We start from the raw sequence: 24,097 nt of genomic DNA, 5'->3' as shown, positions 1-24,097 counted from the left end.
TGGCCGGTCAGCCGAAAAGCGGGGCGGCATCCGGCCCCACCTAAGCGTTATTGGCGCACAATGCGGCGCGTGGCCTGCACCCCGCCCGGGCCCACCAGCCGGAGCACGTACACGCCCCGGGCCAGATCCGGCAAGTCCAGGCTGGCGTCAGTGGCCGGGCTCAGCCGCACCTGGCTCCGGCGCAGCACGGCGCCCAGCAGGTTTTCCACCGTCACCTGGTAGGAACCAGCCGGCCCGGCCGGCAATTGCAGGCGCAGCTGCCCGTCGGGCGTCGGGTTCGGGTACACCGTTAGCCCGGCCAACTCCCGGCTGTTGGCCGTGGCCAGGGGGCGGCTGATAGTCACCGAGTAGTCTTCCGTTTCGGCGTTGAGCTGATTGCTCACGCAGGGGTTGGCCACGTTGCCGTTCAGGCGCATGACGATGCGCATGCGCGTAAAGCCCACCGTGGTGGCTAGCGTCGGGACGGCAAAGGTGCCGGTGGCCGTGGCCGCGGTAGTGCTGTTCATCAGCAGCTCCGCCGCTTCAAACACGCCGTTGCGGTTGTAGTCAATCCACACGCTGGTGGTGCGCGTGAAGTTGACGGGGATGGCCACGCTGATGGTGTAGTTTACCCCGGTTTTTAGCTCCAAAATGCGGTTGGTGTAGTTGCCGTAGCCGTTGGCATCGGCCGCCGAGGTATTGGTAAAGGGCGTCGCCAGGGAGCTGCCGTTCACGACGACGCCGGAAATCCACGCGTTCTGGTTGGTGCCCGTCGAGGCGCAGTACTGCAGGCAGGGCACCGATACGGCGATGTACGCCTGTTTGGTCGTTGCCGTCGAGCCGTACGCGTTGCTGGCCCGCAGCGAGACGGTGTACACGCCCGACGCCGCGTAGGTGTGCGTCGGATTCTGCTGGGTCGAAGTCGTGCCGTCGCCAAAGTCCCACAGCCAGCCGGTCGGGGCGTTCTGGCTTTGGTCGCTGAAGGTCACCGGGTTGCTGCAGGTGGTGGTATAGTCGGAGGTGAAGTCCGTCACCGGCGGCTGCGTGTTGGGCAGCACCGTCACGCTGTAGTCTTCGGCTTGCCCAAACTGCAGGGCCGCACACGCGCCCAGGGTAGCGCCCACATAATCAGAGACGATGCGCAGACGCAGCGGCACGTTTTTCAGGGCCGTGCCCGGAATGGTCAGGGTACCCGTGACGGGCGAGGCCCGATTCAGGGTCGTCAGCAGCAGTTCGTTGCTGGTAAACTGCCCGTCGTTGTTCAGGTCCAGCCACACCTGCGTGTCCTGGTTGTTCACGCCGGTAATGATGCTGATGGGGTAGCGGTTGCCTTCCACCAACGATACGCGGCCCGTGCAGGTAAAGTCCTGATAGCCGGCCTGGCCGTTGGCCGAGGGATAGGTGAGCGTGCCCAGTTGCACCTGCGTAATGCCGTAGCCGCAGCAGTAAGCCGTGGTTTGCGGGGCGCAGCTGGCCGCCGTGGGCACCTGGCTGTTGTAAGTGATGTAATTGGGACGAGTTGCTACGTTGTTGCCCACGCTGTTGGTCGCCGTCAGCGTCACCGTGAAGGTGCCGGCCGTGGTATAGCAGTGGCGCGGGTTCTGCTGAGTCGAGGTCGTGCCGTCGCCAAAATTCCACAGCCAGCTGGTCGGGCCGTTCTGGCTTTGGTCGGTAAACTGCACGCAGCCCGAGCAGGTCACCGTCTGGTCCACCGTAAAGTTGGCCGTTGGGGCTTGCGTGGGGCTCTGCAGCGTCACGCGGTAGTCCTCCACCTGCGAGTATTGCGGCGTGGTGCACGGGCCGGGCACCGGCGCGTTGGTGTAGTCGGCCGAGACGCGCATGCGCAGGGCTACGCCCGTGGTGGCGCCGGCCCCGATGCGTACCGTGCCCGCCTGCGTGCCGCGCCCCGTCGAACTCATTACCAGCTCGCCGCCGCTGCTCACCGGGTTTGGGTTGAACTGGCCGTCGTTGTTCAGGTCAATCCACACCCGCACGTTCTCGTCAGCCGCGGCGTTGGTACGCACCTGGATGGGGTAATCCTGCCCGATGGTTAGCGCGGTGCCTACCGAGCAGGCATAGTCACGGAAGCCGTCCTGCACGCCCGGGGTGGTATTGTTGATGGAGCCCAACGTCACGTTGAAAATCCCCATACCAAACGAATACGAAGAACTGGGTGCCGAGCCCGGGGTGCAACTGCTCGTGGCTGCAGGGCACTGGGCTAGCGCTGCCTGTGCCGATAGTCCCAAAACCGAGGCTAATAAAAAGGACGTCAGACGTCGCAGGTGTACATGTTTATGCATAAAGTAGCCCTGAAAATGGGAGTTTCTACAGCCTTAAATGTAACGACTTAATACAACGCTTTCATAGGGACAGTCCAACTTTGGTGGCCAAAAATCGACGGCCTCCCGTCATTTGTCGACCAAGTATGTAACCTCATTTCAGCTGCCCGAAAAGCCCGTAGCTTTGCCGCCCCGCAGCGGGTAGAAACTGCCGCGGCGTGTTTCGTACTATGAGAGGGAAAGTAGTTCTTATCACCGGCGGTACTTCGGGCATTGGCCTGGCCTGCGCCGAGGTATTTGGCCGGGCCGGCGCCCAGGTGGCCATTACCGGCCGCGATGCCGCGCGGCTGCAGCAAAGCCACGAGCAACTCACGGCGCAGGGCATCAGTACCTTGGCCATCCGCGCCGACGTAGGGGAGGAGGCCGACTGCCAGCGCGCCGTCGAGGAAACTGTGCAGGCTTTTGGCCGCCTGGATGTGCTGATCAACAACGCGGGCATTTCCATGCGGGCGTTGTTTGCCGAAGCCTCGCTGGACGTTATCCGGCGGCTGATGCAAACCAACTTTTTCGGGACGGTATACACCACCAAATACGCTCTGCCGCACGTGCTTAGCAGCAAAGGCAGCATCGTGGGGATTTCCAGCATTGCGGGCTACCGAGGCCTGCCCGGTCGCACGGGCTACTCAGCGTCGAAGTTCGCCATGAACGGCTTCCTCGAAACGCTGCGTACCGAGCTGCAGCCCCAGGGCGTGCACGTACTGACCGCCTGCCCGGGCTTCACCGCCTCCAACATCCGCAACACGGCCCTGGCCGCCGACGGCTCGCAGCAGGGCGAATCGCCGCGCGACGAGAGCAGCATGATGAGCAGCGAGGAAGTGGCTCAGCACATTTTGCGGGCCGTGCAGCAGCGTTCGGCCACGCTGGTACTCACCGGCAAAGGCAAGCTGACCGTTTTCCTGAGCAAATGGTTGCCTGCCAGCATTATGGACCGGTTGGTGCTCAACGAGTTCAAGAAGGAAAAGAACTCGCCGGTGCGCTAGGCGCTACTCCACCACCAGCAGATCGTGCTGGCGGATGTAGGCCGTGCGGCCGCGCCACCGCACCTGGTACCAGATATCCTGCCGACCCTGCACCAAGAGCCGGTCGCCGGCGGCTACGGTCGTAAGCCAGCTGCCGGCCGCGCTGGGCGCGCTCATCAGCGCGGCGCGCGGCCGGCAGACCAAGCCGGCCGTGGCGGGATTGAGTACGTTTAGCAGTGCCCCGATGAACACCAGGTAAATCCCGTACACCAGCCACCAGCCCCGCGCCGTGCCACGACGCCGCAGCAGCAGCAGGGTGCCCGCCGCCACCGCCAGGGCCAGCGAAGCCTGTAATAGACTGGGGTAGTAGCGCCGCAGCAACAGGGCCAGTTGCTGCCGCCACGTATCCGGGTAGCCCGTCAGGCGGTGCGTAGCGGCCAGTTCCGTCATCTTCTGCCAGACGGGGGCGCTGGGGTAGTACACCTGGTACAGATTGAGGTAATACAAGGCCGCCGGATACTGGTCGCGGCTTTCCTGCACGGCCGCCATACGCAGCAGCTGCTGGCGGCTGACGACGCGCTGACGCAGCATTTGCCGGTACAACTGGTACGCCTGCATAGGCTGCCCAGCTGCAAATGAGGAATCGGCCCGCGCAGCTAAGGAAAAATGGGGTTGAGCCTGAGTGAGTTGGGGAAGCAGGCCCGCCAGCACAAAGGTAAATGCAATTTTTTTCGCCAGGAAGTTTGGCATTGAAGGAGAGGCCCGCTACTTTTGTGCCACAATCGACAACAACAGGTTGCCGACCACAAAGAAAACGATTCTGTAGCTCAGCTGGTAGAGCAGTACACTTTTAATGTACGGGTCCTGGGTTCGAATCCCAGCGGAATCACTGAAACCCCTGTTTGCAAGCTGCAAGCAGGGGTTTTTCTTTAGTGGCTATGGAAAGGGCCACTAAATTGCTGTTGGAAGGCGACTATTTGTTCTAGTTTACGCCAGGGCCTGTTCGCGGGCGAGCCGTTGGTACTTCTCAATAGCTGCGCCTTTCCCCGTCTGGAGTTCTGCCAGCAAGCTAGGGTCAATGATGGTGGGGCAATGCTTGGCTCCCCACAGGATGAGCTCTACCAAGATGGGGACGATATCCACGCCTTTTTCCGTCAGGCGGTAGGTGAACTTTGACTTCTTATCGGCGGCAACGGCCTTGGATAAGATTCCCTGCGCCTCAAGGCCCGCCAGGCGGTCGGCCAAGATGTTGGTCGCCATTTTTTCTGCCGACTGCAGGAATTGCCCATAGGTAGACTTGCCAGCGAATACCATGTCCCGCAAAATCAGCAGGGTCCATTTGTCCCCTAGCACGTCGAGCGACGTGCTGATGGGGCAAGTAGAACGCTGTTTTAGCTCCTTCATAAAAAAAGTTACTTTTACTTGCTTTTTGCAAGTGTTTTATTTGATCTTTGTACTTGCAAAAAGCAAGTAAATATACGTGGTTTTTGCCTCTGCCATAACTGGGAGCCCGTCCGGCTCAACTAAGCCGGGAAACCGGCTTAGTTAACAACACCTTGAGTACCGCCTTTTGCTGCTGGCGCAGCACTCTTCTGCAAGGCTAGGGCCGCCCAGCCATCTTCTCACCACATCGCCTTTTGCCGACCACGTAGGAGTGGTTTTAATTTCTGTTTAGCATGATTCTAGTAACTGGAGCTACCGGTGGGTTAGGCCACGAAACCATCGACTGCTTGCTCACGACCACCCCGGCCACGGAAATTGCCGCCCTGGTGCGCGACGTCAGCAAAGCCAAAGACCTCGTGCAGCGGGGCGTAGACGTGCGGCAAGCCGACTATTTTGACTACCTGGCGCTGGTGCAGGCCTTTCGAGGCGTCGAGAAGGTGCTGCTGGTTTCTGCCGTGGCCTTTACCGACCGGGTGAGCCAGCACCGCAACGTCATCGACGCCGCGAAGGAAGCCGGGGTGAAGCACCTGTTCTACACCAGCATTCAGCGCAACTCCAACTTTGTGCTGCCGGAGGTCACGGAAAGCGACTTGGCCACGGAGGCCTACCTCAAAGCGTCCGGGCTAGTCTACACCATTCTCCACAACGGCTTCTACTTCGAAGGCCTGGCGTACCTGATCGGGAGCGAGGTGCCGGACGCGGAGATACGTTTCCCGGCGGGCGAAGGCAAGATTGCGTTTGTTAAGCGAACTGACCTGGCCGCCGCCACGGCCGCCCTGCTGACCAGCGAAGGGCATGACAACCAAGCGTATACCCTGACCGGGAGCGAAGCCTATTCGTTTCGCGACATCGCCCGGGAATTGTCCACGTTGGCGGGCCGGCCCATCGTGTACAAAAGCAGCGAGCTGGCGCCCTACATCGCGCAGAAAGTAGCCGCCGGCATTCCCGAAGTCGTCGCCAACTTCCTGGCCCAGTGGGGAGCCGCTGCCCAGCACGGCATACTGGCTGGTACACACGATACCGTCGAACGGCTGCTGGGCCGCAAGCCAACTTCGCTACGGGAGTACCTGAAAACGACGTATTTCCCGGGTGCCTGACCGCTCGTAGCAGCAACCTATACCAGAAAAACGGGCCTTACCGGCTAGCCGTTCGACCTGAAAGAAGTAGGCCCAAGCCTGTACCTGATCCAGATGCGCGACGAAGCAGGCTGCCTGCGGACCGCTCGTTTGCGCAAGCACTAAGCCCGGCGAGGTAAACAGCCGTTGTCGCTTACCTCGCCGGGCATCCGTGCGTACCGGAATCGTTGTTCGGAATCGTACCCGCTCTTGCATCGTTCACGCCGGTTCGGGGTCGAGGTAGGCTGCTTACCATTCTGGGCAACACACAGCCTGCCCTGGCCAGGCAAAGGTGCGCTCGACGACCTAGCTGGGCTACGGGCACAAAGTCAAGGGCCGAAGGTGGGCGGCTCGACAGTTTTTGGCGCAGGTCATTGCTGTTTACGCCCTGCCTAACTCCCCGACACGCTCCACAGGATGAAAACCTGGTAACGGTCTAGTTTTCGACCTTTACCAGTTTGTAGTTGTTATTTTGCTCCCAGTCAATCAATAAATTACGTGGATCAAAACCAACTTTAGCGGGCCGGATAGGTAACGTCAACAGGATAGTCTGCTGGCCGGATTTGATGAGGTGCTTTTGTAGGTAGAGCTGCTTCCCAACCTCCTGTCCGGCTTCGGCGGGGGCGAAGACGCCGACTTCCACCCACTCCTGCATCGGTCGTTTCGACTCGGTGCCGGCGCTATCCACTACTAGTTTGTTGGCCCGCAGCGTGAGCGTCAGCTGCCAGGTGCCTCCTTTGAGCGGTTTGGCGGTGGCGGTTTCCGTAGCCAGCTCCCAAAAGGTGTTGGCCTTGAACAAGTCGTGCAGCAGTGGTTGGAGCGAATCCGGCGTCGCGGCCTGCAGTTCCTGGTAAAGATCCAGCGACGTGGGGTAGGGAAGCGTGCCGGGGCGGTGCTTAGCCAGCAACTGCCGGAGCGCTGCGTCTACCCGGTCCCGGCCCATGTATTGACTTAGCGTATACAGCGCCAGGGGACCTTTGCGGTAGTTCTGGTAGAAGTCGTTGGCCTGCAGCAGCGGCAAGGCGGCGCGGCTGCGCGGGGTTTCGTTTTCTTCTCGCAGGAAGCTCAGCAGCCGCTCGAGGTGCTCAGGGCCATATTTGTCCTCCAGCACGCCCATGGCCGAGTACCACGCCAAGCTTTCGGAAATCAGGCCTGCTCCCTCCACATAAGCTTGTTTGAGTTGGTTGCCCCACCACTGGTGCGCTACCTCGTGGGCTACCACGGCCGTCACCAGGTCAAAGCCGCGCTTATCAGCTTTCGGGTTCAGGAGAAAAAAGCCCTCCTCCGCTGTAATATCAATGGGCGCGGCGTGGTGCCCGAAATTGTACCCGGCGTGGGTCACAAAGCGGAGTTGGCGGTGCGGGTAGGGCCCAAACTGCCGGGTGTAATAGTCCAGCGAAGCCTGGGCGCTTCGGACCATCCGCGCCGGGTTTTCCGTCAGCCCCGGGGGATAGAAAATCTGGATGGCAACCTCCTGCTCCGAGCCGGCTGATGGGTTGCGCCATTTACCCTCCTGCACCGCGTAGTCGGCCGAAAAGAAGGCATATTCATTGCGGATCGGCGCATCCGTGGCGTAATGGAAGTAGCGGCGGCCCGCTTTAGTCCAGGTGCGGCGTAAGGTGCCCGGCGCCACCACTATCTGGTCGGCATCCGTCCCCACTACGGCCTCAAAGCGGATCTGCTCGGGAAAGGAGGCGTACCGGCGGGCGGCCACGTCGTAGAGCGAGGCCGTGGCGGGCCGGGCGGCCAGGCCGTACGCTTTGCGGGCACCGGCCTCGTCCAGCTCCCGGAACGGCTGGTACCCGATGGCCGGCAGCCACTCCATGTTCCGGAAGCTGCTGCCATTCTTCAGGATCTGCACCTCGGCTCCGTTGTTGGTAAAGCCCTGCGCTTTGTGCGTTACCTGAAAGCTCAGGCGCAGCGAATCGCCGGGAAGCAAGGGCCTGGCCAGGGCGTACAGGCGCTGGCCCAGGTCCTCGTCCACGAGCACTTCCCTGGCTGGCTGGTTGAAGCGAATCGCGGTGGTCTCCACGTCGGCGGCCCCGGACGCCAGCAGAACCGAGTCGATGGGTTCTTGCTGGTCGTTTACCAGCAGGTATGTGCCTTGTATCGCTACTTCCCGCTGCCGGGGATACATTTCTACCCGGAGTTTTACGCCGGTCAGCAGGGGCTGGGGTAGGTTCTGGTATCGATGGAAACGCTGCTCGTAGGCCGCCCGCTGCGCCGTAGCGGCGGAGGTGTTGATGTAGTCGTGCAGCACGTTGGTGTTGTAGAAGATAAAGCTGCCGAACCCCAGCATGCCGCCTGCCGCCACCGCCGCTACCCGGGCCGCCGAACCCGTGAAGCGCCGCCGGGCCAGCTGAAGCCGGGCAACAACGTTTCCTTCCCGGCCCCGCACCCAGAACGGCACCGTCACTACCGCCAGCAGCAGCGCCCAGGCCGCCCAGTAGCCTTTGAACCACAGCCAGGGCACCAGCGTCGGGCCGAAGCCGGCCATATCGGTGTACGTCCAGGAGGGGCTGGCGCCGAAGATGAGCAGCTGATGCTCTAGGCCCAGGGTAGGCGCAAAGACGATGCAGCCGTAGGTCAGCAGCGCCACCAGATGCCCCACAAACTTCTGATTCACCAGCACGTGCACCATGAGGGCCAGCAGGGCAAAAAGCAGGCAATCAACCAGCTGCAGCCCGAACAGCACGGCCACGTACAGCCCCATTTCCAGCTTTGCTCCGCCCAGGACCGCCTGGGCCACCAGTCCGGCCGTCATCAGCAGGGCCTGCCACACCACCAGCACCAAGGACAGGGCCAGAAACCGGCTCAGCAGCAGTACCCATTCCGGCACCGGCGTCGTGTTGGCAATGTCGCTCAGGCCGGTTTCCCGGTCGCGCCACACCAGCTCTCCGGCGTAGAAAATGGTGAGCAGGACGATAATAGGCCAGAACCTCTCCGGCTGCGTAAGGGGCCCGGTCAGATAGTTCAGGACAAAGTCGGTGCGGGGCAGCAGGGGCGTGCCGCGGCCCTCGAGGTTGGCGGGTATGGTCAACCCTACCAGCAGGGCCAGGACCGCCAGCAGGGGCAGGCCAGCCTTGCTTTTGGCGAGCGGCAGAAAGGCTTCCCAGGTGATACGGCGCAACTGGTGCAGCTGCGTGGCTAGGCCATACGTGCCCCTGGCCTGCGGCAGCGTGCCCGTGGCTACCCAATTCAGGCCCCCCCGGGCTATTCCAGCTGATTCGGGCTGGGTAGCAGTCTGCGCTTTTGGGCGCGCTTCGGGTAGCGAGAACTGAAAACGGGAATAGGTAAATGCCAGCACGCCCAGCGAAATGCCCATCCACAGGAGGCGGTTGGTGAGGAAAGGCCCTTCCAGCAGCAGCAGGCGCGTATTTTTCTCCAGGGGGCTCCAGTCATTTGACAGATGACCCAGGATGGGCCCGAAACTCATCGGGTCCGCCAGGTTTCCCCACTGCCCCACATCCGGCAGCAGCGGCCAGATGGTGTAGGCGGCCGCGAACAGGGCCGCTCCGGCCAGGTAACTGCCCAGGGCCCGGCGGCTGAGCGCGGCCAGCGAGAACTGAATGGCCGTGGCGAAAAAGGCGTTGGGCACGGCGATAAAGCCGAAGGTGGTCAGGTAAGCCGCCGCTCGGAACGGCCCCAGCAATTCGGCCTCCATGCCGCTGCAGTGCACGCCCAGCAGCAAGCCCGCCGGAATGGCGAGCAGCACGAGCACGCTCAGGGCGAAGGCGGCCAGAAAGCGTCCGCCCAGGTAGGCGGCTTTGCTGGTGGGGGCGGTGTAGGTGAGCAAATACATGCGCGTCTGCGCATCACGCGCCGCCGCGTCGCCCGCCACGGAGGCGCCGATCAGCAGCCACTTCACGCTGCAGATGGCCGTAACGGCTGCCAGGACGATGGGCGCGTTGAGTAAAAAGTATCCGTCCCGCGCGTCGGAGGCATAATTGGCAACGACAACCAGGAAAGCGAAGAGCAGCAAGGCCCCGAAGTAAAGCCAGGTAGTGGCTTGGCGAAGCTGGTAGCGAAACTCCAGCGCAAAAATCCGTTGGAACTTCATAGCGCTACCTCCTCTGCTTTCGGCTGCTGAGCGGCCGGGCCTAAGCAGCCCGTCAGAGCGCTGAAATAGACATCCTCCAGGTCGGGCTCCACCGGTTCAAACCCGTTGCCGGGCATTTCCGGGCTGTAGACATGCACCAGGGTGCGGCCACTGAGCAGCTTGGCCGAAATGACGCGGTGCTCCTGCTCCAGCGCCGGCAGGGTCTGTTTGTCAGTTAGTTTGCGCCAGATCCGGCCCTGCAGGGCGGCAACTGCTTCCAGCGGCGCGGCCTCCAGCAGAATCCGCCCCTGGTTGATGATGGCCATGTGGGTGCACAATTCGGCCACATCCGCCACGATGTGGGTGGAGAGAATGACCACGCTGTTTTCCCCCAATGCGCTGAGCAGGTTGAGGAAGCGCACCCGCTCGGCCGGGTCCAGGCCCGCCGTGGGCTCGTCCACAATCAGCAGCTGAGGGTTGCCCAGCAAGGCCACCGCTACTCCGAAGCGCTGCTTCATACCGCCCGAGAAGCCGCCCAGCTTCTGCCGGCGCTTGTCCCACAGATTGGTTTGCTTGAGCAACGCCTCGATGGTTTCTCGGCGCACCGCCCGGTTGGTAATGCCCTTGAGCACCGCGAAGTAATCGAGCAGTTCCTCCGCACTGGCTTTGGGGTACACCCCGAACTCCTGGGGCAGGTAGCCCAGCGTCTCGCGCACCGCTTCCTTCTGGTGCACCACATCGATGTCTCCCAGAAATACCTGCCCGGCATCCGGCTCCTGCAGTGTGGCAAGCGTGCGCATGAGGGTTGATTTGCCGGCGCCGTTGGGGCCGAGCAGCCCATACATGCCCGGCGGAATATCCAGCGACACATTATCCAATGCCTGCACGCCATTCGCATACCTTTTGGAGACGTTGCGGATGGCGAGGCTGAGCGGGTGCTTTCCCATATTAGCTGATTTGCTTCGGTTTGTCTTCTGAGAGGAAAGCACCTTGGCTGATGCTTTCCGGCTCTATTTCTGTTCGAAGCAATTGTTGCCGGCCCGGAAAGCGAAACCCGATATGCTACTGCGGGGAAGTAATCGACCAAGGCTGGCTTTGCTTCCGCCAGTGCGCCGGCCGGCTCCGTTTCGCCGCTCGTAGATTGGAAGGGGCATCTGGTCGAGACGGTGCGCGGAGCAGAATCGGAAATACCACCTTTGTGCTATGGCGCGAATCAAAAAAATCTTCTGGCTGATTCACCTATCCCTCTGGGCCCTGTTTAGCTTGTTGGTAGGCTTGCAGCTAGGGGGCGAAGGTGATGTACATTGGCTGAGCACCTTTGCAGGATTTATAGCTACTTGTTTATACGTTTTTTACGCTCATTTCTCCCTGCTGACCTATTATACCGGTAAGCGTAAGGGTAGGGAGTATTGGCTGGCGCTGGCGGGAATATTATTGACCGGCCCTTTGCCGTTTTTGCTTTTTTATCATAAGGAATCGGATGCCGGATATTATATCATGCATCTGTTATCGGCCGTGGTCTTTATCATCCTGAGTTGGTTGGCCAGAGTTACCGAGAACTTGGTGCTCAATACCATCCGGAAAGAGCAGCTGGAAAAACAGGCTGTGGAAGCCGAACTGCATTATTTGAAATCACAGATAAACCCACACTTTTTATTCAATACCCTCAACAATATCCACGCACTGGTATATAAACAGGCGCCCGCCGCCCCGGAGGCCGTTATGCAGCTGGCTTCCTTGATGCGCTACATGATTTATGAGTCCAATGCGGCCACGGTTCCGCTGGCGCGGGAAATGGACTATGTGCAGGACTATGTGAGTTTGCAGCAGCTTCGGTACAAAAACAATCCAGTGGTGGATTTGCAAATAGCGGGCGAGACGGAAGCGTGCTACATTGCTCCCTTGCTGTTCATTCACCTGCTGGAAAACGCCTACAAGCACAGCCCCGCCCGATTGGCCCCCGGCGACCTGAAGGTGCGGGTAGAGGTGAAAGAAGATGGCCTAGCCTTCAGCGTGCAGAACCCTATCGGAAAAAAAACGGCCAATCCGCTGGAAGAACCGGGGGGCATCGGGCTGCCCAACGTCCGGAAAAGGCTGGCTTTGTTGTATCCCGGCCAGCACACGCTGAGCATTCAGAACACCGGCGACACCTTTACGGTCGTGCTTACCATCTACGGCCTTCACTTACAGGCGCATGAAAGAAAAGCTCAGCTGCTACATCATTGAGGACGAGTACTTGGCCCAGGAGATGCTGGAGGAATACATCCGAAAAGTTTCTTTTCTGGAGCTGAAAGGCGTCTACGGGAGCCCCCTGGAAGCCGCCGGACCGTTAAAGCAAGACAAACCCGACCTGCTGTTTCTGGACATCAACATGCCGGATCTGGATGGACTCAGTTTTATCCCGATGCTGAATCCCAAACCAGTAATTATCCTGACTACCGCCTACGACCAATATGCGCTAAAAGCCTATGAGCTGGAGGTGCGGGACTACCTGCTGAAGCCCTTTACGTTTGAGCGGTTTTATAAAAGCGTTTTACGCCTGTACCAGGAACAAAGCTCCAAGCATAGCCCGAACAAGAAGGAAGAAAAAGCGGAAACCAAGAATGAGACGGAGTATATTTTTCTGAAGGTGGGCCACCGCATTCAGAAAGTGGCTATTCGCGATATTCTCTTTGTGGAGGGTATGAAAGATTACTTACGGATTCATACCGCGGAGGAGAAAATTATGACGCTCTTGAACTTTGCCAAATTGGAAGAGCTGCTGCCCGCCCAGGATTTCGCGCGCGTGCACCGGTCCTTTCTGGTTGCTATTGATAAAATCGACCACATCGAGAAAAACAGAATTCAGATTGCCGACCAGATTATTCCCATCAGTGATACTTATGCCGAGGCTTTTTATAAGCTGCTGAAAGGATTTCAGTAGGATGAGTTTATAATGATTGTTTTTCTGGGTTACTCCGTCAGCTGTACCGCCAAAAGCGTGTTAAGAATTTTGGATTCAACTTCTGCTGAGCCCGGCGAAGCATCTCTACCGCTTCGTTGAACTATCTGACGAAGCGGGAGGGGAGTGCGCATCGTCTTTGAGCCTTTTACAACCGTGGAAAACCACGCAGGTAGGCTCGAAGTGTACTGCGAATCGTGCGTCGGTGCTGCGTTTTTCGTCTACTTCCGTCGCTAACGTGCGTATAGGGCCGGCCAGGGGGCCGCTATAGGCGGGCCGCCCGGACGAACCCGACCGTATGGAAAAACTTTCCGGTGTGCTGCTGGTGGACGACGACCAGACCACCAATTTCCTCAACCACGCTTTACTCACGCGCCTAGGCGTGGCCGAGCGCATCTTCGTAGCCCTGGACGGGCAGCAGGCGCTGGACCAGGTGCACGCGCACTGCGCTACCCCTACGCCCGACTGCCCGGCGCTCATTTTGCTCGACGTGAACATGCCCGGCATGAACGGCATCGAGTTTTTGCAGGCGTACCGGCAGCTGCCGGCGGGGCAGCGCCAGGCCACCGTCATCGTCATGCTCACCACCTCGCTGCACCCACGCGACGTGGAACAGGTGCAGGCCCTCGGCGTGGACGGGTTTCTCAACAAACCCCTGAACAAGGACAACGTCAACTATGTGTTGCGCACCTTCTTTCGGCGGGAGCTGCCGCCTGCTTAAGGGCGACGTGGGCCAGGCCGCGACGAAACGCGTAGCCGCCGGCCCCGCAGCGGTGGTTTACGCTTCCTGGGGCAAGGGCAGCCCGATGGTGAAGATGGTGCCTTCTCCTTCGGCGCTGGCGAAGGTGATGCGGCCCCCGTGCAGCTCCACGATGGTCTTGATAATGGACATGCCCAGGCCGGTGCTCCGCTCCCCGCGCAGGCCCGGGCGCCGGGCCTTGGTGAACTTCTCGAATAGCCCGGCCTGCAGCTTCTCCGGAATGCCCACGCCGGTATCGGACACGGCTACCACCGCCCGATCTGCCTCGCGCCCTACCGAGACGGTAATGACGCCCCCATCGGGCGTGAACTTGATCGAGTTGCTGATCAGGTTGTTGATGACCTGCATGAACTTGTTCTGGTCCAGCTCCACGTAGAGCGGGGCCACGTGAGCCACGAAGTCGAAGCGCTTGCCCACGAACCGCTCGCCCAGCTGATACTGCTCCAGCACCAGGCGCAGCTTTTCCACCAGGTCCACCCGCTCGCACTTCAGCTCCACGTTGACGGAATCGAGAAACTCGTGGTCCACGAAGTCCCGGATCAGGTTCACGCTGTCGCGGCACAGCTCGCGCATGTGCTCGATCATGCCCAGCAGCTGCGGGTTCTGCAGCGGGGCCACCGTGTGCTGAAAGTACTCGCTCATCTGCTCCAGCTGGGTGAAGGGCCCGGCCAGATCGTGCGAGAGGATTTCCAGCGTGGTGTTCTTCTTGGAGTTGTACTTGTCGGCGTGCCAGAGCATCACCTTGGTGGCCGTGACGTCCTCGATCAGGCCGCCTACCTGGCCTTCCTGGCCCGGCAGCCGGTGCGGGGTGATACTCAAGTGCTGGTCCTGGCCCTCGGCCCAGCGCAGCCGCAGCTCAAACGGCTCGCGCAGGCGGCCTGCCAGCCAGCGTTGCCAGCAATCGGCGGCGTGGTCCCGGTCGTCCGGGTGCACGCGGGCGAGCAGACCGGGCAGCTCCTCATTCACCTGCGTGCAGCGGCCTCCCAGCACCCGCTCGTAGCCCGGGCTGACGTACTGCACACGCCGCCCCGGCACATCGTAGACGAAGAACACCTGAGGGGCCTCCTGCAGGAAGCTCTCGAAGAACGCGGAGGGAAACGACATTAACGCGATGTGGCGGGCGGAAGAGGAAGGACCAAGGAGAGATACTACGCAAATTTCCAGTAAAATGCTCGTCTTTGCTACTGCCGGGCCGCACAATCCTAAGGTGGCGCAGGGGCAGGTATGCCGACCCGGTATCTGTGGGGTAGCCATAACGGGGCGTGCGTCTGGTGCTCGGCCCAAGTGCGTAACTAGAGCTAGCCGCTGCTGGCAGACAAATGCAGAGCCGGTAGGGGCACGGCGGTTTTATTGGTTGTGCCCGATGCTGGTACTGTTCGACGGGCGGTGACCGGGGTGAGTGAGTTCTTACTATTGGTACCGCACAGTACAGGAGAGTTGCCCGCGTCGGATTTGTTCTATTGGGTCGTTGGTCAAGCTAACGTCCGATGTTTCACTGCAATAGGTCGGTATTTCTGCGCGGCGTAGCGGCAGTAGGCGTCGGGTGGCTCGGGCTGACCAGCCCGGGCGTGGGGCTGGCTCAGCCACCCATACCGGACAAAGTAGCGCTGGCCCTGTGCGACGTGGTCCGCTACCTGCCACCCGAGCCGGCCGCCGACTACCTCTGCTCCATCGCCTACCTCATCATCCTGCCCGACATGTTTGCAGCAATCAACACAAGCGGTTTCGGCGCGCTGACCCTCGGCAGCTTACTGCTGGTCAGCGGTGCCGTGCAGGCCCAGGCCCGGCTCAGCACCGGCAGCCAGAAGCCCATGCCCGAGCAGTGGCTCGATCAGGACACCGGCCACCGCGTGATGCGCCTTACGCCGCCCGACGGGCAGAACGCCAGCTTTTACTTTCACAACCGGCCCTTCCTGGCGGGCAGGGACGGTGACTGGATGGTGTACTACCACACCGACGCGCAGGGTAAGCAGCTGCGCATGGTAAACCTGAAAACCAGGCAGGTGCAGCCCCTCACGCGGTATTTTCAGCAGAAGGTGGGCGGCGAAATTGTGGCACCGAAGCGGCGGGAGGTGTTTTACCAAACCGGCGACTCGGTGTACGCTACCCATGTGGATACGCGCCGGACGCGGCTGGTATTCGTCTTTCCGGCCGATTTCAAGGCCGACATCACCACGCTCAACGCCGACGAAACCCAGCTGGGCGGGGCCTGGAGCAGCGACGCGGAAAAGGAAATCTTCCGGCAGTACCCCGAAAAGCACGACTTCTTCAACCGCATTTACGAGGCCGGGCTGCCGCGCACCCTGTTCACCGTGAGCACCCAGGGCGGGCAGCTCACCAAGCTCTTCACCGATACGGCGTGGCTGAACCACGTGCAGTTTTCGCCCACCGACCCGCGCCTGCTTATGTTTTGCCACGAAGGCCCCTGGCACAAGGTGGACCGCATCTGGACCATCGACACCCGCACCAAGCAGGTGAAGCTGGTGCATAAGCGTACGGTGGAGGGCGAAATTGCCGGCCACGAGTTTTTCAGCCCCGACGGCAAAACCATCTGGTTCGACAACCAGAAGCCGCGCAGCGTGACCTTCTACCTAACCGGCGCCGACGTGCGCACGGGCAAGGAAAAGGCCTACCAGATGGACCGCAACGAGTGGTCGATTCACTTCAACGTGTCGCCCGACCAGAAGCTCTTCGCCGGCGACGGCGGCGACGCCGGGCAGGTGGCCAAAGCGCCCGACGGCATGTGGATCTACCTGTTCCGGCCGGAAGGAGACAAGCTCAAAGCCGAAAAGCTGGTGAACATGAAGCAGCACGGCTACAAGCTGGAGCCCAATATTCACTTCTCGCCCGACGGCAAGTGGCTCATCTTCCGGGCCAACTTCGAGGGGCAAGAGCAGGTGTACGCCGTGGAAATTGCCAAAACCGCCTCCTGACCTTGTCAATGGCGCGGAGTGATACTCCGCGGGCGGCCAAAGGCCGCCATGCGGTTCCGCGCCTTCTGTAAACCCACGTTCCTTGGCGCCCTAGGCGCCACGCGGAGTGACACTCCGCGACACTTTTCGTCTGTCATTCCCATGTACACGCCCCTGCTCACCGGCCCAATGACCCGCCGCATCTTCGGCCAAACGCTGGGCCTGCTCAGCGCGGGCCTGCTGCTGCCCGGCTGGGCCGTTGCGGCCCCGCAAGCCGCCAAGCTGCCCAGGAAGAAGGACCTGCTCAAAACGATGACCCTGGCCAACGACTACTTCATGCAGAAGTGGCCTGACCCGGGCAAGGAAATCGTGACCAACAAAACCCGGCCGAGCCACATCTGGACGCGCGCCGTGTACTACGAAGGCCTGATGGCGCTGTACGGCGTGGACAAGCAGAAGCGCTACTACGATTACGCCGTGGACTGGGGCCAGAAGCACCAGTGGGGCATCCGCAATGGCGTGACGGACCGCAACGCCGACAACCAGTGCTGCGGCCAGACCTACATCGACCTCTACCAGCTCGACCCGCAGCCGGAGCGCATCCGTGACATCAAGGCCAGTATCGACAACATGGTGCAGTCGGACAAGGTGGACGACTGGAACTGGATTGACGCGCTGCAGATGGCCATGCCGGTGTTTGCCCGGCTCGGCGTGCTTTACAAGGACGACAAGTACTTCGAGAAGATGTTCCAGCTCTACGACTTCGCGAAGACCGGGCACGGCGGCAACGGCCTGTTCAACCCCCAGGACGGCCTGTGGTGGCGCGACAAGGACTTCGTGCCGCCCTACCGGGAGCCCAACGGCGAGGACTGCTACTGGAGCCGCGGCAACGGCTGGGTGGTAGCCGCCATGGTGCGCGTGCTCAGCCTCATGCCCAACAACGCCCCGCACCGCGACGAGTACCAGCAGATGTTCCTGGCCATGATGAAGGCCCTGCCGCCGCTGCAGCGCCCAGATGGCTACTGGAACGTGAGTCTGCACGACCCGACGCACTTCGGCGGCAAGGAGCTGACCGGCACGGCGCTTTTCGTTTACGGCATGACCTGGGGCATGCGCCAGGGACTGCTCGATCAGAAGCAGTACCTGCCCATCGTCGCCAAGGCCTGGAACGCCATGGTCACCGAGTGCGTGCACAAGGACGGCTTTCTGGGCTACGTGCAGGGCACCGGCAAGGAGCCCAAGGACAGCCAGCCCGTCACCTACGACTCCAAACCCGACTTCGAGGACTACGGCCTCGGCTGCTTCCTGCTCGCCGGCACCGAGCTGTACAAGTTCGTCGACAACCCGCCCGTTACGGCCAAGAGCTAACTAATCGTCCGTCATCCTGAGCGAAGCGAAGGACCTCGCCACGTGAGAACAGCTGAAGTCAAATGGGAGCTATCCGGCGTGAGAAGATCCTTGCCTTTGGCGTACGCCAGATGAAGGCTGACAGGTGATGTTGACTCAAATGCTCCCCAATTCTGCATTCCCGATGAAGAATACCCTTGCCTTCTCCCTGCTGCTTGCCGCCGTGCTGGCTTCGAACCCCGCTGCCCGGGCCCAGGCGCCGAAGTGGCCCGCCATTACCCAGCAAAACAAGCCCTGGACGCGCTGGTGGTGGCAGGGCAGCGCCGTGAATCCGCAGGACCTCTCGCGGTTGATGACACAGTACCAGCAGGCGGGGCTGGGCGGCATGGAAATCACGACCATCTACGGGGTGAAGGGGGCCGAGAATCAGTTCATCGATTTTCTCTCGCCCAAGTGGGTAGACATGCTCACTTACACGCTCACCGAAGCCAGCCGCCTGGGCCTGGGCATCGACATGGCGCAGGCCTCGGGCTGGCCCTTCGGTGGGCCGTGGGTGAGCCCCGAGGATGCCTGCAAGTACGTGACTTACCAGACTTACGCGGTGAAGGGCGGTGAGCAGCTGCCGGGCCCGGTGAGCTACGTGCAGAAGCCCATGATGCGCGCCGTGGGCCGGCCCATGGACGTGAAAACCATGGCCCAGCCCGTGGCCAAAAACAAGGACTTGCAGTTGCACGCCTTTGACCAGGTACGCTTCGAAAAGCCGCTGCCGCTGCAGGCGCTGATGGCGTATTCCGACAAAGGGCAGGCGCTGGATTTGACCAGCAAAGTGGGCGCCGACGGCAAGCTGAGCTGGACGGCGCCGGCCGGCACCAGCTGGACGCTGTACGCACTGTTTCAGGGCTGGCACGGCAAGCAGGTGGAGCGCGCCGGCCCCGGCGGTGAGGGCGACGTCATCGACCACCTCTCCAAAACGGCCACGCAGAATTACCTGCGCCACTTCGACGAGGCGTTTAAGGGCCGTGACATCAAGGCGTTGCGGGCCTTCTTCAATGATTCCTACGAAGTGGACGACGCGCAGGGTGAGGCCAACTGGACCCCCCAGCTGCTCACGGAGTTTCAGAAGCGCCGCGGCTACGACCTGCGCCAGCACCTGCCGGCGCTGTTTGCCCAGGCCACGGACGACGAAAACCGCCGCGTGCTCAGCGACTACCGCGAAACGGTATCGGAACTGCTGCTGGAAAACTACACCCGCACCTGGCGCGAATGGGCCCGAACCCACGACGCGCTGATCCGCAATCAGGCGCACGGCTCGCCGGCCAATATCCTGGACCTCTACGCCGTGACGGACATTCCCGAGACGGAAGGGGAGGACCTGTTGCGCATTAAGTTTGCCTCCTCGGCCGCGCACGTGACGGGCAAGCCGCTGACCTCGGCCGAAACCGCCACTTGGGAAAACGACCATTTCCTCTCGTCCCTGAGCGACGTGAAAAAGGCCGTGGACCGCATGCTGCTCGGCGGCGTCAACCACATCTTTTACCACGGCACCAACTACTCGCCGCAGGCCGCCGCCTGGCCGGGCTGGATGTTTTACGCCGCCGTGCACTTCAACCCGAACAACTCCTTCTGGCCCGATTTCGGCCAGCTGAACCGCTACGCGGCGCACTGCCAAAGCTTTTTGCAGGCTGGGCAGCCGGCCAACGACGTGCTGCTGTACCTGCCCACCTACGACTCCTTTGCCCAGCCCAATAAGCTGCCCGCCACGGCCGACATCGACCGCGCCAAGCTGCTCTTGCAGCACTACGACGGCATCGAGCACGGCTTCAAGGGCATGACGGTGGGCAGCACCGGCGAGGAGTTGCTGAAGCGCGGCTACGGGTTCGATTTTATCAGCGACAAGCAGGTGCTGGGCCTGAAAAGCACCGGCGCGGCCCTGCAAGCCGGCGGCGCCACGTACCGCACCATCCTGGTGCCCGAGGCGCGGGTGATGCCGCTGGCCACGCTGGAGCAGCTGCTGAAGCTGGCGCAGGGCGGGGCTACCGTCGTGTTTCAGAATGCCCTTCCCACCGACGTCAACGGCCTTGGCAACCTCGATGTGCGCCGGGCAGCCTTCAGGAAGCTGCTTGGGCAAATCAAGCTGGGCGCTGCTGCCAACGGCGTGCAGAAAGCCGTAGTAGGGAAGGGTGCAGTGCTCGTGGGCAGGGAGGTGGATCCGCTGCTGGCCTCTGCGGGCGTGCGGCGCGAAACCATGGTTGACAGCGGACTGGAATTCATCCGTCGACGCCATGCTCAGGGCCATTACTACTTCGTGACGAACTGGAGCGGTAAGCCCGTGGATAGCTGGGTGCCGCTGCAAACGGCTGCCAAAGCCGTGGCGCTCTACAACCCGATGACCGAGAAGCTGGGCATGGCCGCCGTGCGCACCGCGGGCCTGGGCACGCCGGAAGTGTACGTGCAGCTGGCCCCCGGCGAGTCGTGCATTCTGGAAACCAACGAGGCGGCCGTCAGCGCCCCGGCCTACGCTTACCTCAAGCCCGCCGGCGCGCCGCAGCCCGTGGCCGGGCCCTGGAGCGTGAGCTTCGTGGCGGGCGGTCCGCAGTTGCCAGCCCGGGCCGAGGTGCGGGAGCTAGCCTCGTGGACCACGTTCGGCGAGGCGGCCAGGGCTTTTTCGGGCACGGCCGCCTACAGCACCAGCTTCGCCATGCCCGCCGGCGCGGCCGATGGCTGGCTGCTCGACCTGGGCAAAGTAGCCCAGAGTGCCCGCGTGCAGCTCAACGGGCTGGAGTTGGGCACGCTCATCGGCCCCACGTACCAGGTGTTCATTCCCAAGGAGCAGCTGAAAGCCTCGAACACGCTCACCGTGCTGGTGAGCAACGGCATGGCCAACCGCATCAGCGACATGGACCGCCGCGGTGTGGAGTACCGATACTTCTACAACGTGAACCTGGCGGCCAAGCTCAAGGAAAACCGCAACGAACAGGGCCTCTTCACCGCCATCAGGTGGGCGCCGCTGGAGTCGGGCCTGCTGGGGCCGGTGACGCTGACCCCAGCCACGGCGCGGGCGGAAAAGGTGCAGTAATTCACAGTGGTTGGGAAGAAGAACGTCATTGAGTTGCAGCTGAAGGACCTTCCTCTTGCCTCGCGCCGCCGCTTAAGTCCTTGCCCAAGATGATCCGGCACAAGAGCGTCAGCGGCTGCACTTAACAGTTGGTGCAGGTTGAGGGGAAGGTCCTTCGCTCCGCTTTGCTGCGCTCAGGATGACAACGATTGAAATATGCTTACCCGCCGCACTTTCCTCTCCGGCCTGGCTCTGGCGCCGTTTGCGCGGGCCTGGGCCGGCCTGACCGACGAGCCCAAACCCTCGCTGTTGTTGCCGAAACGCAGCTTTGCCAGGTTCAGCAAGTACCTGAAGCCCGTGGGCCGGCGGCTGGAAATGGAGGAGTACTACGTGTGGTGCAACAGCCCCATTTACGGGCCCGATGGCCGGGTGCACGTGTTCTTCTCGCGCTGGCCCAGGAGCAAGGGCATGGGCGGCTGGCTCAACGGCTGCGAAATCTGCCGGGCGGTGGCTGACACGCCCGAAAGCCCCTTTGTGTACCAGGAAACCGTGCTGGCCCCGCGCGGCCCCGGCTACTGGGACGCCACCACCTGCCACAACCCGCACATTCAGCACGTCGATGGCAAGTACGCGCTGTTTTTCATGGGTACCTCCAACGGCAAGACCAATACCAAGCGCATCGGCCTGGCCACTGCCGACCGCCTCGAAGGCCCCTGGACGCGGCCCGATGCACCCCTGTTGCTGCCGGGCCCCGAAGGCAGCTGGGACGACCACTGCACCACCAATCCGGCCTTCGTGAAGCACCCCAACGGCCAGTACTGGCTGTATTACAAGTCGTGGAATACGCGCGAGTACGAAACCTCCACCGACCCCACCGTGCGCGGCAACCGCCAGTACGGCCTGGCCGTGGCCAAGCGACTCGAAGGCCCTTACGTGAAGTACGCCGGCAACCCCGTTATCGACTTTTCGAAGATGGGCGACAATCAGCAGAACAAGCAGTTTGAGGACGCTTTTGTGTGGCGGCAGCACGGCCGCTTTTGCCTGCTGGCCCGCGACATGGGCGTGTACAACCACGAAGTCGGCTTGTACCTGGAGTCAGAGGACGGCAGGCAGTGGAGCTACCCCAAAGTGGCTTTTTTGCCCATCCGCGAGTACGGCGTGCAGGAGCCGCCCGCGCCCAAACACCTCAAGCGCTACGGCCGCCTGGAGCGCCCGCAGCTGCTGCTGAAAGACGGCAAGCCGGCGTACCTGTTCTGCGCCTCGCAGGGCGGCCGGTACATGACGGCGTCCTCGTTCGTGTTCAGGATTGGGTGAGCCGCCAGCCACTGTTCAACAATACGCGAACGGAGCCGCCGGTCAGCGGCGCTGAAGTTCATACTACATTTCGCCATGCGCCCGTATCCACTGCTTGCCGCCGCATTGTTGCTCGCCCTGCCCGCCCAAGCCAACATCACCCTGCCCAGGCTGCTGGCCGACCACCTCGTGCTTCAGCAAAAAAGCCGGGTAGCGCTGTGGGGCTGGGCCGCGCCGGGCGAAGTGGTGACCATCACTGCCAGCTGGAGCAGAAAGCGCGTGCAGACGACGGCCAACGCGCAGGGTAGCTGGCTGGGGCGCGTGCCCACCGGCAAAGCCGGCGGGCCGTATACGCTCACCTTCGAAGGCCGCAACAAGCTCACGGTGCAGGACGTGCTGCTGGGCGAAGTCTGGCTGTGCGGCGGGCAGTCCAACATGGGGTTTCCGATCAGCAGGCGGCCCAACAGCGGCTCGTACTCGGGCGTCCTCAACGAGGCGGAAGTAAAGCCCCAGGCCCGTTACCCGCAGATTCAGATGTTTACGGTGAAAAACCTAACGGCCGACACGCCGCAGCCCGACGTGCCGGGCGGCAGCTGGATATTGTGCAGTTCTGAAACGGTGGGGAGTTTTCGGCCGTGGCCTACTTTTTCGCCCAGGAAGTGTACGAGCACACCAAGGTGCCCATCGGGCTGATCAACTCCACCTGGGGCGGCACGCCGGCCGAGTCGTGGACGCGGCGCGAAGTGCTCGAAAACGACCCGGAGTTTCGGCCCATCCTGGAGCGCTACCAGCGCGGCCTCAGCACGTACCCGCAGGATTACGCCGCCTACCAGGCCGCGCAGCAGGAATACAAGCAGGAGCGGGCCGTCAATCCGCAGACCCGCCGGGCGCCGCCGAAAGAGCCCGTGGGCCCGACCAGCAACAAGTCGCCCTACAAGAACTACAACGCCATGATTCACCCGCTGGTGCCGTACACGCTGCGCGGCGTCATCTGGTACCAGGGCGAAAACAACGCCGACCGCGGCTACCAGTACCGCCGCCTGTTTCCGGCCCTGATCAGCAGCTGGCGGCAGGAGTGGGGCCAGCCCGACCTGCCGTTTTACTTCGTGCAGATTGCCCCGCACCGCTCGGCCAAGCCCGATTTGCGCGAGGCGCAGCTACTGACCATGCGCACGGTGCCGCACACCGGCATGGCCGTCATCACCGACGCGGGCGACTCCCTCGACATTCACCCGCGTAACAAGCAGGTGGTGGGGCACCGCCTCGCCCAGTGGGCCCTGGCCAAGGAATACGGGGACAAAAAGCGTCCTTATTCTGGCCCCGTCTACGAATCGATGAAGGCGGAAAACGGCCAGGTGCGCCTGCGCTTCCAGTACACCGACGGCGGCTTGGTGGCCCAAAACGGCCCGTTGCGCGAGTTTACCGTGGCTGGCCCCGACAGCGTGTTTCGCCCAGCCCAGGCCCGCATCGAAGGCCAGGAGTTGGTGGTGTGGAGCGACGACGTAAAGCAGCCCGTAGCCGTGCGCTTCGCCTGGAAGGCCACGCCCTTTCCCAACTTCTACAACGGCGCCGGCCTGCCCGCGTCACCCTTCCGCACGGATAACTGGCGCACACCCACGCAGGGCGGCCGGTAGCTGTGGCACTTCATTTATTCCGACCTCCTGAGGCATAACGGCAGGGCCTTGCCACCGCCGAGCGGTAGTTGTCAAGACGACTCGTTCGGGCGTAGTACGGTCCTTCGTCGGTGGTTCGGGAGGACCGGCAACAAGCCTCTGGCCCATGGAAGAACTAGGAAGTGTTAACAGTGATTATCTTGAAACATGGAGCAAATGTTGACGGACGCGCAGTGGGCGCGGTTAGCGCCGCTGCTGCCGGGTCGGGCGGGCACGAGCGGCGGACGCGGCCGGGACAACCG

17 protein-coding genes and 1 tRNA gene are annotated in these 24,097 nt (G+C 61.9%); 12 read left to right on the top strand and 6 right to left on the bottom strand.

Annotated elements, in window-relative coordinates; all coding sequences use genetic code 11:
• Window positions 1-47: 47 nt before the first annotated feature.
• Window positions 48-2,129, bottom strand: a complete 2,082-nt coding sequence (locus B0919_RS26000) for a GEVED domain-containing protein (RefSeq protein ID WP_176133201.1) — start codon at window positions 2,127-2,129, stop codon at window positions 48-50.
• Window positions 2,130-2,488: 359 nt separating this feature from the next.
• Here B0919_RS26000 and B0919_RS23755 point away from each other — a divergent pair, with 359 nt between their 5' ends.
• Window positions 2,489-3,298 carry an SDR family oxidoreductase gene (locus B0919_RS23755; RefSeq protein ID WP_078014802.1) on the top strand — a complete coding sequence of 270 codons (810 nt, stop codon included), beginning with the start codon at window positions 2,489-2,491 and terminating at the stop codon, window positions 3,296-3,298.
• Between the two features lie 3 nt (window positions 3,299-3,301).
• Here B0919_RS23755 and B0919_RS23750 read toward each other — a convergent pair whose 3' ends face one another.
• Window positions 3,302-3,895 carry an SH3 domain-containing protein gene (locus B0919_RS23750; RefSeq protein ID WP_078014801.1) on the bottom strand — a complete coding sequence of 198 codons (594 nt, stop codon included), beginning with the start codon at window positions 3,893-3,895 and terminating at the stop codon, window positions 3,302-3,304.
• A gap of 198 nt (window positions 3,896-4,093) precedes the next feature.
• On the opposite strand from B0919_RS23750, the gene B0919_RS23745 reads away from it, so the two are divergent.
• A tRNA-Lys gene (locus tag B0919_RS23745) sits at window positions 4,094-4,166 on the top strand.
• A gap of 98 nt (window positions 4,167-4,264) precedes the next feature.
• On the opposite strand, the gene B0919_RS23740 is transcribed toward B0919_RS23745, so the two are convergent.
• The gene (locus B0919_RS23740; protein ID WP_078014800.1) at window positions 4,265-4,681 is read right to left on the bottom strand and encodes a winged helix-turn-helix transcriptional regulator; all 417 of its coding nucleotides are present in this window, start codon (window positions 4,679-4,681) and stop codon (window positions 4,265-4,267) included.
• Window positions 4,682-4,953: 272 nt separating this feature from the next.
• On the opposite strand from B0919_RS23740, the gene B0919_RS23735 reads away from it, so the two are divergent.
• Window positions 4,954-5,817: an SDR family oxidoreductase gene (locus tag B0919_RS23735; protein ID WP_078014799.1), complete on the top strand. Its 864-nt coding sequence runs from the start codon at window positions 4,954-4,956 to the stop codon at window positions 5,815-5,817.
• Between the two features lie 454 nt (window positions 5,818-6,271).
• Here the strand turns inward: B0919_RS23735 and B0919_RS23730 are convergent, their stop codons facing one another.
• Window positions 6,272-9,895: an ABC transporter permease/M1 family aminopeptidase gene (locus B0919_RS23730; protein ID WP_078014798.1), complete on the bottom strand. Its 3,624-nt coding sequence runs from the start codon at window positions 9,893-9,895 to the stop codon at window positions 6,272-6,274.
• Window positions 9,892-10,821 carry an ABC transporter ATP-binding protein gene (locus B0919_RS23725; protein ID WP_078014797.1) on the bottom strand — a complete coding sequence of 310 codons (930 nt, stop codon included), beginning with the start codon at window positions 10,819-10,821 and terminating at the stop codon, window positions 9,892-9,894. The genes B0919_RS23730 and B0919_RS23725 overlap by 4 nt, the downstream gene beginning before the upstream one ends.
• A 256-nt stretch (window positions 10,822-11,077) precedes the next feature.
• Here B0919_RS23725 and B0919_RS23720 point away from each other — a divergent pair, with 256 nt between their 5' ends.
• The 3 genes from B0919_RS23720 (at window position 11,078) to B0919_RS23710 (ending at window position 13,536) form a co-directional block, all read left to right on the top strand.
• Entirely contained in the window at window positions 11,078-12,100 is a 1,023-nt protein-coding gene (locus B0919_RS23720; protein WP_078014796.1) for a sensor histidine kinase, read from the top strand.
• The gene (locus B0919_RS23715; protein ID WP_078014795.1) at window positions 12,069-12,797 is read left to right on the top strand and encodes a LytR/AlgR family response regulator transcription factor; all 729 of its coding nucleotides are present in this window, start codon (window positions 12,069-12,071) and stop codon (window positions 12,795-12,797) included. Before B0919_RS23720 ends, B0919_RS23715 begins: the two co-directional genes overlap by 32 nt.
• Window positions 12,798-13,113: 316 nt before the next feature.
• Window positions 13,114-13,536, top strand: coding sequence for a response regulator (locus B0919_RS23710; protein ID WP_078014794.1), 423 nt, complete (start codon window positions 13,114-13,116; stop codon window positions 13,534-13,536).
• Window positions 13,537-13,593: 57 nt separating this feature from the next.
• Here the strand turns inward: B0919_RS23710 and B0919_RS23705 are convergent, their stop codons facing one another.
• Window positions 13,594-14,679 (bottom strand): PAS domain-containing sensor histidine kinase, encoded by a 1,086-nt coding sequence (locus B0919_RS23705; protein ID WP_176133200.1) that lies wholly within the window; start codon window positions 14,677-14,679, stop codon window positions 13,594-13,596.
• A gap of 383 nt (window positions 14,680-15,062) precedes the next feature.
• On the opposite strand from B0919_RS23705, the gene B0919_RS23700 reads away from it, so the two are divergent.
• The 6 genes from B0919_RS23700 (at window position 15,063) to B0919_RS25540 (ending at window position 23,816) form a co-directional block, all read left to right on the top strand.
• On the top strand, window positions 15,063-16,508 hold the full coding sequence (locus B0919_RS23700; RefSeq protein WP_217701072.1) for an oligogalacturonate lyase family protein: 1,446 nt from the start codon (window positions 15,063-15,065) through the stop codon (window positions 16,506-16,508).
• A 168-nt stretch (window positions 16,509-16,676) separates the two neighbouring features.
• On the top strand, window positions 16,677-17,855 hold the full coding sequence (locus B0919_RS23695; RefSeq protein ID WP_078014808.1) for a glycoside hydrolase family 88 protein: 1,179 nt from the start codon (window positions 16,677-16,679) through the stop codon (window positions 17,853-17,855).
• 163 nt (window positions 17,856-18,018) lie between these two features.
• Window positions 18,019-20,910, top strand: a complete 2,892-nt coding sequence (locus B0919_RS23690) for a glycosyl hydrolase (RefSeq protein ID WP_078014792.1) — start codon at window positions 18,019-18,021, stop codon at window positions 20,908-20,910.
• Window positions 20,911-21,105: 195 nt separating this feature from the next.
• Entirely contained in the window at window positions 21,106-22,203 is a 1,098-nt protein-coding gene (locus B0919_RS23685) for a glycoside hydrolase family protein (RefSeq protein ID WP_078014791.1), read from the top strand.
• A 75-nt stretch (window positions 22,204-22,278) separates the two neighbouring features.
• Window positions 22,279-22,875, top strand: a complete 597-nt coding sequence (locus B0919_RS25545; protein WP_217701071.1) for a hypothetical protein — start codon at window positions 22,279-22,281, stop codon at window positions 22,873-22,875.
• Window positions 22,818-23,816, top strand: coding sequence for a sialate O-acetylesterase (locus tag B0919_RS25540; RefSeq protein WP_217701070.1), 999 nt, complete (start codon window positions 22,818-22,820; stop codon window positions 23,814-23,816). Before B0919_RS25545 ends, B0919_RS25540 begins: the two co-directional genes overlap by 58 nt.
• The last annotated feature ends 281 nt before the right edge of the window (window positions 23,817-24,097 follow it).

The sequence above is a fragment of the Hymenobacter sp. CRA2 genome (assembly GCF_002007105.1).
In the GTDB taxonomy this organism is placed as follows: Bacteria; Bacteroidota; Bacteroidia; order Cytophagales; family Hymenobacteraceae; genus Solirubrum.
Note: the sequence above shows the minus strand (reverse complement) of the source record. Positions and strands in the feature narration are given on the sequence as shown.

Excerpts from the sequence above, each read along its gene's own strand:
- B0919_RS26000 (WP_176133201.1), bottom strand. The coding sequence starts at position 2,129 with ATGGGGATTTTCAACGTGACGTTGGGCTCCATCAACAATACCACCCCG.
- B0919_RS23755 (WP_078014802.1), top strand. The coding sequence starts at position 2,489 with ATGAGAGGGAAAGTAGTTCTTATCACCGGCGGTACTTCGGGCATTGGC.
- B0919_RS23750 (WP_078014801.1), bottom strand. The coding sequence starts at position 3,895 with ATGCAGGCGTACCAGTTGTACCGGCAAATGCTGCGTCAGCGCGTCGTC.
- B0919_RS23740 (WP_078014800.1), bottom strand. The coding sequence starts at position 4,681 with ATGAAGGAGCTAAAACAGCGTTCTACTTGCCCCATCAGCACGTCGCTC.
- B0919_RS23735 (WP_078014799.1), top strand. The coding sequence starts at position 4,954 with ATGATTCTAGTAACTGGAGCTACCGGTGGGTTAGGCCACGAAACCATC.
- B0919_RS23730 (WP_078014798.1), bottom strand. The coding sequence starts at position 9,895 with ATGAAGTTCCAACGGATTTTTGCGCTGGAGTTTCGCTACCAGCTTCGC.
- B0919_RS23725 (WP_078014797.1), bottom strand. The coding sequence starts at position 10,821 with ATGGGAAAGCACCCGCTCAGCCTCGCCATCCGCAACGTCTCCAAAAGG.
- B0919_RS23720 (WP_078014796.1), top strand. The coding sequence starts at position 11,078 with ATGGCGCGAATCAAAAAAATCTTCTGGCTGATTCACCTATCCCTCTGG.
- B0919_RS23715 (WP_078014795.1), top strand. The coding sequence starts at position 12,069 with ATGAAAGAAAAGCTCAGCTGCTACATCATTGAGGACGAGTACTTGGCC.
- B0919_RS23710 (WP_078014794.1), top strand. The coding sequence starts at position 13,114 with ATGGAAAAACTTTCCGGTGTGCTGCTGGTGGACGACGACCAGACCACC.
- B0919_RS23705 (WP_176133200.1), bottom strand. The coding sequence starts at position 14,679 with ATGTCGTTTCCCTCCGCGTTCTTCGAGAGCTTCCTGCAGGAGGCCCCT.
- B0919_RS23700 (WP_217701072.1), top strand. The coding sequence starts at position 15,063 with ATGTTTCACTGCAATAGGTCGGTATTTCTGCGCGGCGTAGCGGCAGTA.
- B0919_RS23695 (WP_078014808.1), top strand. The coding sequence starts at position 16,677 with ATGACCCGCCGCATCTTCGGCCAAACGCTGGGCCTGCTCAGCGCGGGC.
- B0919_RS23690 (WP_078014792.1), top strand. The coding sequence starts at position 18,019 with ATGAAGAATACCCTTGCCTTCTCCCTGCTGCTTGCCGCCGTGCTGGCT.
- B0919_RS23685 (WP_078014791.1), top strand. The coding sequence starts at position 21,106 with ATGCTTACCCGCCGCACTTTCCTCTCCGGCCTGGCTCTGGCGCCGTTT.
- B0919_RS25545 (WP_217701071.1), top strand. The coding sequence starts at position 22,279 with ATGCGCCCGTATCCACTGCTTGCCGCCGCATTGTTGCTCGCCCTGCCC.